Raw genomic sequence first — 10014 nt, 5'->3', positions numbered from 1 at the left:
CCCCGCCGATCTGTCAGAAGATGCCTCAGCGCCCGGGCCACTTCCGCGGCCGGCGCCGATGAGCGGTGTATACGCAGCCGGTTCCCGGCCGTCAACACCGATTCGCAGATTTTCCAGCGACGTCGCGGATCGGGCCCCCTCCCCTCTCGCGGCGCCGCAAATCTCCCTGCGGAATGCGCGGCGGCGGCGGAAGGCGCCTCAATCTCGACATGCTGGGCTCCGAGATGAACCGCTCGTACCTATACGGCGCGGGCGGCCTGAGCCTGAGCGGCCGCGGATCAGTCAGGCTGGCGGGAGCGCTTGTGCGCCGTCGTCTTTCCGGGACCTTCGAGTGAAGCGCGAGCGACTCAAGATCGGCGACGTGGCCGCCCTCGCCCCCGGCGTCGGGCGCGGGGTCCAGGCTCCCCTCGATCTCCTCGGCGCGGATGCGACCCAGATCGATCGGCGCGCGGTCAATTTGCGCTGGCTCTGTGCCAGCACGCTGACCGGCCTGACCGGCGCCGGCCTGATCGCGGCGGCGTTGCACGTCTCTCTCCAGGGCGACGTGTCCTTCGCGGCGATTCCCGAGAAGGCCACCCTCATGGCCCGGCCGCAGCCGAGCGAGAGCGGCGCCAACATCGCCCGCAAGGGCGACCGGCTGGTGCGCAACCTGATGATCGCCTCGGCCAAGCAGAGCTTTCGCGCGCCGGTGACCGTCCGCCTGGGCGATCGCGAGATCATCAAGGCCAAGGCCTTCGTGCGGATCACCACGCCCCTGTCGATGACGACGGGCGTCTATGCCGGCGATCTGCCCCGGTTCGACCCGATGAAGTTCGTCTCCGACGAGCCCCTGGAGCGCGCGCCCGATGCGGCCGCCGACGCGCCCGGGGCCGAGGTGACGGTGGTCAAGCGCGACCTGGCCGACGCCCCGGTCGACGCCAACGCCCCGGCGCTCACCGACGACGACGTCACCGCGCAGGTGGAAGAGGAGCGCCGCATCGCCGCCGAGGCCGGGCGCCGCGCGACCATCCCGATCGCCCCACAGATCCTGCTGTCGCGTACCCTCCAGCAGGGCGCGGGCGGCGGTGATGCGGAAGGTTCGGTCGCCAAGGACGCCAACCCGTTCAAAGCGATCGAGGTGCTGGTCGTCCCCGAGAACGTCACCAAGGTCGCCAAGGTCGAGCTCAAGCCCAACGAGGCGCCGCTCGTGGAGGAGCGCGACATCGCGCTCAAGCGCGGCGAGACCCTGGAGGGCATCCTGAAGGCCACCGGCCTGGCCGGGGACGAGCAGATCCGCGGCATCGTCGCGGCCCTGGGCGGCAAGGCCCGCACTGGCGCGCTCGCGGAGGGCCAGCAGATGCGGGTGCAGATCGCCCCCGGGCCCCGCCCCGGCGATCCGCGCCAGGTCACCCGCGTGGTGCTCTACGGCGAGAACGGCATCGAGGGCATCGCCGCGCTCAACGACCGGAGCGCCTTCGTCTCGGTGGCCCCGCCCACCGAGGAGGCGCCCTCTGCCAAGCCGCAGCCACAGGCGGATGCGGGTGAAGACGAGGACGAGGATTCGGGCTCCGGCCCCCGGCTGTACCAGAGCCTCTACGAGACGGCGGCGCGCCACGACCTGCCGCGCGCGACCGTCGAGGACATCGTCCGGGTGTTCAGCTACGACCTCGATTTCCAGCGCCGGATCAGCAGCGGCGACGGCCTGGACGTGTTCTACACCTACGACGACGAGGCCGGGGCCGATCGTCCGGACCTGCTCTACGCTGCCCTGACCCTGGGCGGCGAGACCCGCAAGGTCTACCGCTTCCAGTCCCCGGATGACGGCACGATCGACTATCTCGACGAGCAGGGGCGCTCCCTGAAGAAGTTCCTCCTGCGCAAGCCGATCCCGGACGGGATCATGCGCTCTGGCTTCGGCTACCGGCGCCACCCGGTTCTGGGCTACGCCAAGCTGCATACCGGCGTCGATTGGGCGAACCCGATCGGCACCCCGATCGCCGCGGCCGGCAACGGCGTTGTGATCCGGGCCGAGATGACCTCGGGCTACGGCAACCGGGTCGAGATCCAGCACGTCAACGGCTACGTGACCACCTACAACCACATGTCGCGGTTCGGCCGGGGCGTGAAGGAGGGCGTCCGGGTCCGGCAGGGGCAGATCATCGGTTATCTCGGCTCCACCGGCCTCTCGACCGGGCCGCACCTCCATTACGAGGTGATCATCAACGGCCACTTCGTCGATCCGATGAAGATCCGCGTGCCCCGCGGCCGCGAGCTCGACGGCCGGCTGCTCGCCGAGTTCAAGCGCCAGCGTGAGCAGGTCGACGCGACCATGCTGAAATCGAAGAGCGCGACGGCACTGGCGCAGCGGGATGCGGCCGTCCGCTGAGGCGACGGCCGGTGCGGCGTTCGGGGATCGCGCTGCTGAAGGTCGCGGCGCGGCACCGGTGAGGACGGCACCGCATGAACGGTCCGGCCGGGAGCCGGATCAGGGCCCCCTCCTCCCGGCGGCGATGTAGAACAGCGTGCCGCCCGCGGTGTGCCATCGGCCGTTTGCGGCAGCTTCCGCGATGCGATCGTCGAGGCGGAGGTAATCGGCCCAGGCGCGCTCGAAGAACGCCTCACTTCCCTCCCCAGCGAGGACGCAGCTGCGCATCTCCGCCTTGTCGAAGGGGCCGAGGCCTTCCCGTCGCCAGCGCCTCCCGGCGTCGAGAAGGGCCGCCTGTTCGGCCGTGTCGTAGGGTGGAAAGACGGCGGCAGCCCGGTCACAGAGCCAGACGCGGATATCCTGGAGGCCGGCTTCGGCGAGAAGGCCGGGCAGCGACTCGCCGATGGTTTCATCACCCAGGCCCCGGCGTGCCCGGCCGATGACGTAGCGGAGAGCGAATTCGGAGAGGCGGACGACCTCGTCCACCGGCATCACCGACATGAGGCTGGATATCGGCAAGCGCCCGACGAGGTTGTTCGGCTCGACGCACAGGATCTGACCGCCGGGCTTCACCAGGCGCTTCATCTCGCCAAGCGCTTTCGCGGGCTCCCGGAGATGCAGCAGCAGTGTCTGGCAGGTGACGAGGTCGAACGTGGCGGACGGGGCCGGGATATCGTACGCGCTCGCCTGCAGCGTGCTGACGGAGAGGCCGGCCGTTTCGGTCGTCGCGAGCGCGCGCACGAACGCGGCGAGATGCACGGCCTCCCGATCGACGCCGGTCACGGATGAGCCGGGCGACAGGCGTCCGGCGATCAGGCGCGCCCAATGGCCTTCGCCGCAGCCGACGTCGAGGATCGCGGCTGGCCGCGGCAGGCCAAGCCGCCCGAAGAGCAGATCGAGATAATCGGCGTTCCAGAAATAGTCGCGCTCGGCGCCGAAATACTCGGCCGAGTGCGGCATGCGCCGCGTCGCTTCGTCCGGCATGCGAATCCCCCGGTTCGCCTGCCATGGTGTTGGCCGAAGCTGGCTTCGGCAACGGCCATCCGCTCAGGCGAAGCCGAGACGCGCGCGGATCTGCTCGGGGGTGACGCCCGCCGCCCTCAGGTCGGCCAGGCTCTGCGAGCCCCGGGACTTCGCGAGCTTTTCGCCGTCGGGGTCGAGGATCAGGGCGTGGTGATGGTAGCGCGGCGTCGGCAGGCCGAGCAGGCGCTGCAACAGCACGTGAAGATCGGTGGCCGCTTCGAGGTCGCGGCCACGGACCACGTGGGTGATCCCCTCCTCCGCGTCGTCGTGAACCACGGCGAGGTGATAGCTGGTCGGTACGTCGCGGCGGGCGATCACCGCATCGCCCCATCTGGCCGGATCGGCCGCGACCCGGCGCGTCTCGGCCCCGTCGAAGGCTTCGTAATTGAGCGGGGCCTCGGCGCAACGCAGCGCGGCGGCCATGTCGAGGCGCCAGGTATGCGGTTCGCCCCGGGCGAGGCGTTCGGCCGTGATCCCGGGATCGAGCCCGCGGCAGGTGCCGGGATAGAGCGGTGCGCCGTCCGGATCGTGCGGGTTGCCCGCGATGGCGGCCGCCCGCGCCCGGATCTGGCCGCGCGAGCAGAAGCACGGATAGGCCAGCCCCCTCGCGATCAGGCCTTGGAGCGTGGCCCGGTAGGAATCGAGGTGGCGGGATTGATGCCGCGAAGGCTCGGGGTAGGTCAGGCCGAGCCAGGCCAGGTCGGTGACGATCGCCGCGACCAGGTCCGGCCTCGACCGGACCGGATCGATATCCTCGATCCGGAGGCGGCAGAGGCCGCCCATCCGCCGCGCGAGGTCGGCGTTGAGCAGAGCCGAATAGGCGTGGCCGAGATGGAGCCGTCCGTTCGGGCTCGGCGCGAACCGCAGGATCGGTGCGCCCGGCCTCACCCGTCTCGGTGGCGCAGGCAGTGCGGCGTGCCGGGCTGGCAGGCGATGCCGGGCAGCGAGCAGGCCGGACCCTCGGCCAAGCGCTGGCAGACGCGGCAGCCGTCGGTCCATTCCAGGCAGGCCGGGTCGTCGGCGACCGAGCGCGCCGGAGCCGGGTGCCGGGCCGGCAGCAGCTCGCCGAGCAGCACCGTCGCGATCACGAGAATCGCGATGCCCCAGGCGGCGAGGGCGCCGGTCGCGGAGCGCGGTGCAGGCGGCATGGTGGCGGCTGTCGACATGGGCTTTCTGTTGGCGCGGGGAGCGGCCGGCTGTCAACGCGGGTTCGGCGGGCCGAGCGCTTCGCCGCGAAAGGTGAGCGCTGGATGTCGGAAAGACGATGCGAAACAGAAAGCCGGCGCGTCGTGCCGCTTCCAGGGCCCGGCACGACGCGCTAAGCGGCTTGCGCGGTTCGGCGCTCCAGCAGGGCCGGGAGCAGCTTCAGATTGAGCGGCTTGGCCAGGAACCCGTCGAACCCGGCGGCGCGGGCGGCGATCTCGTCCTCGCGGCCGGCGTTGGCGGTGAGCGCCACGAGGTGCAGCCGGGTCCCCTCCCCGGCCGCTTCCGCGGCGCGGATGCGGCGGGCGGTCTCGTGGCCGTCGAGCCGGGGCATGCGCACGTCGATCAGGGCGAGGTCGAACGGGCCGCTCGATTGCAACCGCTCCAACGCCTCGACCCCGTCGACCGCGTGGACGACCTCGGCGCCGAGACGCTCCAGGGCGCGGGTCGCGAGCAGCGCGTTGATCGGGTTGTCCTCGGCGAGCAGAACCCGCAGGCCCGCTCCCGTCCGGGCCGGGGCCGGCACCGGGATGGTTGCGGATTCGACCGCCACCGGTGGGGCGAGCAGCCGCTCGAACAGTGAGCGGGCGCGCACCGGCTTGATCAGGTAGCCGTCGAAGCCGGCTGCGCCCGGCGCCCCGAAGCCGCGGCGGTCGAACGGCGAGAGCAGCACGAGGCTCGAGCGGATTCCGCAGCCACGCGCGGCATCGGCGATCTGGCGCACCGCCGCGTCGCCCAAAGCCCGGTCGGCCAGGACCGCGTCGAAGGCGGCGCCCGAGAGCGCGTCGAGCCCGTCCTCCAGGGTGCCGACGATCACGGTGGCCGCGCCGGCGCGGGACAGGCTGCGCGCCAGGTAGGGCGCCTGGTAGGGCGAATCCGCCACGATCAGGCAGCGGCGCCCTTCGAGCCGGGGCAGAGGGGCCGGACCGGTTTGGGCGCCCTCGGCTTCCGGCAGGGGCAGGACGACCCGGAAGGTCGAGCCGCGCCCGACGCGGGAATCCGCCTCGATCCGGCCGCCCATGCGGGTGACCAGGCGGCGGGTGATGGCGAGGCCGAGGCCGGTGCCCTCGTGGCTGCGGCTGGCGCTGCCGTCGCCCTGCTCGAACTCCTCGAACAGGATCGGCAGACGGTCCTCGGGAATGCCGGAGCCGGTATCGGAGACGGCCAGCGTCACCTCCCCTCCCCCGCCCTGGATGGGCGTGAAGCCGAGGCTGACGCCGACGCCGCCGCGCTCGGTGAACTTGATCGCGTTGCCCGCGAGATTGATCAGGATCTGCCGGACGCGATCGGCGTCGCCGACGAGCCCCCGGGGGAAGCTTTCCGTCACGTCGAGGGCGATCTCGATGCCCTTGTCCTGCGCCCGCGGGGCCAGGAGCTCCACGACGCTCTCGGCCAGGGCCGGCAGGTCGAAGGGCTCGGCCGCGAGGTCGAGGCGCCCGGCCTCGATCCGCGAGAAATCCAGGACGCCGTCGATCAGCCCCAGCAGGGCCTGTCCGCTGGTGCGCACGGCCTCGACATAGGTCCGCTGCTCCAGGTCGAGATTCGTGCCGAGCACCAGATCGGCCATGCCCAGGATGCCGTTGAGCGGCGTCCGCATCTCGTGGCTGACCGTGGCGAGGAAACGCGACTTCGCCACGCTGGCGGCCTCGGCGCGTTCGAGCGCCGCGTCGCGGCTGCGCAGCGCCTCGACCCGGGCGGTCACGTCGCGGCCCGCGCGCAGCCAGTGCATCGCGTCGCCATGCGCGACCGGCATCTCCACGAAGGCGAACCAGCGCACCTGGCCGTCCACCGAACGGATCTGCGCCTCCATGCGTCGGACGCCGTCCTCGCCGACCTCGATCTCGCTCCGCTCCAGGATCTCGAGATCGATCTGGGCGCCGAGCAGGTCGATGGCCGGGCGGCCGAGCAGCCGGGCGTAATCGTCGTTGGCGTACGTGATGCGCCCGCGGGCGTCGCGCTGCACGATCACCTCGGTGGTGGCCGCCACCAGGGCGCGATAGCGGTCCTCGCTCTCACTGATCCGCCAGATGCGATCCTGCAGCCGCTCGGCCTCGGCCTCGTCCGCGACGGAGCGCCGGGCGCGCCAGTGGCCGAGCGCGAGCGCTGCCGCGATCAGCAGCGCCAGCACGAGCGCGATATCGTTGACGACCATGGCTGCCTCCCCGGCTGCAGGCCGGCTCGGTGCAGGATCGCAGGCGAAGCTGAAGGCCGCGTTGGGAAAAGCCCTTAACCGCCTGTTGCACGGATCGTCGGCACCGAATGCTAAACGTCGCCGCAGCGCGATCCGAAATCCGGCTCGCGAGTTGCCTGCCAGGACAATCGGTCCGGACGGAGATAGAGCATATGCCGGGTGAGCATTACGACGTGATCATCGTCGGATCCGGCCCCGGCGGCGGGACGATGGCGTGGCGCCTGGCCCAGACGGGCAAGCGCATCCTGCTGATCGAGCGCGGCGACTACCTGCTGCGCGAGCCGCGCAACTGGGACAGCCAGGCGGTGATCGTCGACGGCACCTACCAGACCAAGGAGACTTGGCACTCCTCCGACGGCAGCACCTTCCAGCCGGGCCTTCACTACTACGTAGGCGGCAACTCGAAATTCTACGGCTCGGTCCTGTTTCGCCTGCGCGAGAAGGATTTCGGCGCGATCCGGCACGAGGACGGCGTCGCCCCGGCCTGGCCGGTCGGCTACGACGAGTTCGAGCCGCATTACCAGGCCGCCGAGGAGCTGTTCCACGTCCATGGCCAGCGCGGCGAGGACCCGACCGAGCCGTGGTCGCGCAAGCCCTACGCGCATCCGCCGGTCTCGCACGAGCCGCGGATCCAGCAGCTATTCGACAACCTGAAGAGTGCCGGCCACCACCCGTTCCACCTTCCGGTCGGGGTGCGGCTGGTGGAGAAGGACGGGCGCGCCGTCTCGACCTCGCCCTGCATCAAGTGCGAATCCTTCGACGGCTTCCCCTGCCCGACCAACGGCAAGTCCGACGCGCAGACCATGGTGGTCGACCCGGCTTTGCGCGACTGCCCGAACCTGACGCTGCTGACCCGCACCTATATCGAGCGGCTGGTCACAGACCCGAGCGGCCGCACCGTCACCGGCGTGGTCGGCACGCGCGACGACGCGCCGTTCGAGGCTTCGGCCGACCTCGTGGTGGTGGCCTGCGGGGCGCTCTCCTCGGCGCTGCTGCTGCTCCGTTCGGCAAACGCGCGCCACCCGGACGGCCTCGCCAACGGCTCCGGCCAGGTCGGGCGCAACTACATGCGCCACAACAACTCGACGGTGCTGGCGATCTCCAAGATCCCGAACCCGACCCGCTTCCAGAAGACCCTCGGGCTCAACGACTTCTACTTCGGCGATCCCGATCCGAAGGACGGCTGGGACTTCCCGCTCGGTCACATCCAGATGGTCGGCAAGTCCGACGGCGCCCAGATCCATGGGGAGGGACTGCCGGGTTTCCTGCAATGGTTCACCAACAAGCCGTTCGACTGGATCGCGAAGCACTCGGTCGATTTCTGGCTGACCTCGGAGGATATCCCGCTCGCCCAGAACCGGGTTTACTACAAGGACGGCAAGGTCCATCTCGACCTCACCGAGACCAATGTCGAGGCGCATAAGCGGCTGCGGCGCAGGCTCCAGGAGATCTGCAGCTTCACCGACATGCACCCCCACCTGTTCGACCGCTCGCTCTATCTCGGCAAGAACATCCCGATCGGCGGCACCGCCCACCAGGCCGGCACCCTGCGGTTCGGGGAGGATCCCGACACCGCCGTGCTGGATCGGAACTGCAAGGCGCACGAGCTCGACAACCTCTACGTCACCGATGCGAGCTTCTTCCCGTCGATCGGCGCCGTGAACCCGACCCTGACGATCATCGCCAACGCCCTGCGCGTGGCCGAGCACCTGATCGACCGGATGGGCGCCAAGGACGAGATCGCGCCGCCGCGCCTGTTCGACCACACCGAGCCGCGGGAGCCGGTGCCCGCCTAGAGCCGTACCCGACCACGTCGGGTCGGGCACCGCTTTAACGTCTTGGTGTAACGCGCGCTCTTGCGTCGAACCGAAGCCACGTCGTCAGAGAGCGCTCTCGCCGCGCGGCTCTGCTATGCAGCGCGACCGACCTCGAACCGATCGCCCCGACCTTGGCCATTGACCACATCGATCTCAGCCGGATCGACCTGAACCTGCTGGTCGCCCTGGACGCGCTGCTCGACGAGCGCAGCGTCACCCGGGCGGCCGCCCGGATCGGCGTCGGCCAGTCGGCGATGAGCTCGAGCCTGGCCCGGCTGCGCCGCCTGTTCGACGACGAGCTCCTCACCCGGGCCCCGGACGGGATGCGGCCGACGCCCCGGGCCCTGAAGCTCGCCGAGCCCCTGCGGGCGACGTTGCGGCAGGTCCAGGCCCTGGTCCATCGCGAGGAGCGCTTCGACCCGGCCACCGTGGAGCGCAGCTTCACCGTGAGCCTGCCCGACAGCGTCGAGGTCCTGCTCGGGCCGCGGCTGATCGCGCAGCTGCGCCGCGAGGCTCCCGGGATCCGGCTGCTCCTACGCTCGGTCGACCGCACCCGCATCCTCGACGAGCTCGATGCCGATCGGGTCGACCTCGCCATCGGGTTGTTCTCCGAGGGGCAGATCCACCACAAGCAGCGTCTTCTCTATCGGGACAGCTACGTGGTCCTGTTCAACGCCGACCTGATCGGGATCCAGCCGCCGATCGGGCTCGACGATTACCTGCGCTTCCCGCACGTCCTGACCTCCCTGCGGGAGACCGCCCACGGGGTGGTGGACGACGCCCTGGCCCTGATCGGGCGCTCGCGAATCCTCGCGGTGACGACGCCGCGCTTCCTCGTGGTGCCGTTCATGGTCCGCGCCGCGCCGGTGATCGCTACCATGCATGCGCGGCTCGCCACGGCCTTCGGCAGCGCCCTGTCGCTCGCGGTCAGTCCGGTGCCGGTGCCGCTCGACGACGTGGCGGTGTCTATGCTGTGGCACGCCTCCTACGACCGCGACCCCGCCCATCGCTGGCTGCGCGACCTGCTGGTGCGGCTCGCCAACGAGGCCCCGACCTTCGGGATGCCGTGACGGTTGCTTTGATGCGCCTCACCAACCCACCCCCCTCATCCTGAGGTGGCGCAGCGAAGCGGAGCCCTCGAAGGAGCCCTCCAGGGATCGCGCGGCTGGCTGGAGGCCTCCTTCGAGGCTGCCCCACAGCACCTCAGGATGAGGGGATGGGTTGGGATGAGCCGTCAGCGGGATGCGATCCGATCTCCTGCTTCACACCGTCATGGCGCGCGCAGCGAAGCAACCCAGTGATGCACCACGGTTCGGGGATCGCGCGCCGCCCTAGGTTGCTTCGCTGCGCTCGCGATGACGGAGAAGGCGGTATGA

7 protein-coding genes are annotated in these 10014 nt (G+C 70.6%); 3 read left to right on the top strand and 4 right to left on the bottom strand.

What is annotated here, in order from left to right:
• The first annotated feature begins 331 nt into the window (after nucleotides 1-331).
• Nucleotides 332-2365, top strand: coding sequence for a M23 family metallopeptidase (locus LGR69_RS23595; RefSeq protein ID WP_007564806.1), 2034 nt, complete (start codon nucleotides 332-334; stop codon nucleotides 2363-2365).
• Nucleotides 2366-2464: 99 nt separating this feature from the next.
• Here LGR69_RS23595 and LGR69_RS23590 read toward each other — a convergent pair whose 3' ends face one another.
• The 4 genes from LGR69_RS23590 to LGR69_RS23575 all read right to left on the bottom strand — a co-directional run bounded on the left by LGR69_RS23590 (nucleotide 2465) and on the right by LGR69_RS23575 (nucleotide 6782).
• Nucleotides 2465-3388 (bottom strand): class I SAM-dependent methyltransferase, encoded by a 924-nt coding sequence (locus LGR69_RS23590; RefSeq protein ID WP_230367525.1) that lies wholly within the window; start codon nucleotides 3386-3388, stop codon nucleotides 2465-2467.
• Between the two features lie 63 nt (nucleotides 3389-3451).
• On the bottom strand, nucleotides 3452-4315 hold the full coding sequence (gene gluQRS / locus LGR69_RS23585) for a tRNA glutamyl-Q(34) synthetase GluQRS (protein ID WP_230367524.1): 864 nt from the start codon (nucleotides 4313-4315) through the stop codon (nucleotides 3452-3454).
• Nucleotides 4312-4593 carry a hypothetical protein gene (locus tag LGR69_RS23580; RefSeq protein ID WP_007564802.1) on the bottom strand — a complete coding sequence of 94 codons (282 nt, stop codon included), beginning with the start codon at nucleotides 4591-4593 and terminating at the stop codon, nucleotides 4312-4314. The genes gluQRS and LGR69_RS23580 overlap by 4 nt, the downstream gene beginning before the upstream one ends.
• Nucleotides 4594-4745: 152 nt before the next feature.
• Nucleotides 4746-6782, bottom strand: coding sequence for an ATP-binding protein (locus tag LGR69_RS23575; protein ID WP_230367523.1), 2037 nt, complete (start codon nucleotides 6780-6782; stop codon nucleotides 4746-4748).
• Nucleotides 6783-6973: 191 nt separating this feature from the next.
• Here LGR69_RS23575 and LGR69_RS23570 point away from each other — a divergent pair, with 191 nt between their 5' ends.
• Nucleotides 6974-8617, top strand: coding sequence for a GMC oxidoreductase (locus LGR69_RS23570; RefSeq protein WP_230367522.1), 1644 nt, complete (start codon nucleotides 6974-6976; stop codon nucleotides 8615-8617).
• 152 nt (nucleotides 8618-8769) lie between these two features.
• On the top strand, nucleotides 8770-9708 hold the full coding sequence (locus LGR69_RS23565) for a LysR family transcriptional regulator (RefSeq protein WP_230367521.1): 939 nt from the start codon (nucleotides 8770-8772) through the stop codon (nucleotides 9706-9708).
• Nucleotides 9709-10014: the final 306 nt, after the last annotated feature.

Origin of the sequence: Methylobacterium brachiatum, from assembly GCF_020523825.1 — a bacterium.
GTDB lineage: Bacteria > Pseudomonadota > Alphaproteobacteria > Rhizobiales > Beijerinckiaceae > Methylobacterium > Methylobacterium brachiatum.
This window is presented reverse-complemented; position numbering and strand designations above follow the sequence as displayed.